The sequence below is a fragment of the Aphanothece microscopica RSMan92 genome (assembly GCF_046613545.2).
Lineage (GTDB): Bacteria > Cyanobacteriota > Cyanobacteriia > PCC-6307 > Cyanobiaceae > NIES-981.
In genome coordinates this window covers 1-498 of sequence record NZ_JBKKKY020000459.1, presented here as the reverse complement: position 1 = coordinate 498, position 498 = coordinate 1, and the positions used below count along the sequence as shown (strand labels likewise).

Here is a 498-nt window from a genome sequence, read left to right as displayed (position 1 = left end):
ATCGCCGCCATCACTCCGCCCGACCCGGCCGGGTTCGACCGCGACCTTGTCGAGCAGGGCGAACTGCTGGCGGGCCTGGGCAATTGCGGCGTCTGCCCTACCCGCACGGGCGGCGAGGATTACGCAGGCGGCTTGGGCCTGCCCACGCCCTTTGGCATGATCTACACCACGAACATCACGCCCGACCCCGAAACCGGCATCGGCACCTGGTCCGAGGCGGCGTTCATCCGCGCCATGCGCGACGGGGTGGACCGGCAGGGGCGGCACCTCTATCCTGCCTTCCCCTATGACTATTTCGCCCGCGTCAGTGACGACGACCTGCGCGCGATCTATGCCTACCTGATGACGCGCGATCCGGTCGTGGCGTCCCCCACGCCAAATGAACTGGGCTTTCCCTTCGACCAGCGTATCCTGCTGGCGGGGTGGAAGGCGCTGTTCCACGATTCCACGCCCTTTGCGCCCGACCCGTCGCAGGACGACGAATGGAACCGCGGCGCC

The 498-nt window shown here is 67.9% G+C and carries 1 protein-coding gene; it reads left to right on the top strand.

Going from position 1 to position 498, the window contains the following annotated elements:
• On the top strand, nt 1-498 hold a 498-nt coding region (locus ACLD7X_RS18540; protein WP_425625502.1), incomplete at both ends, for a hypothetical protein.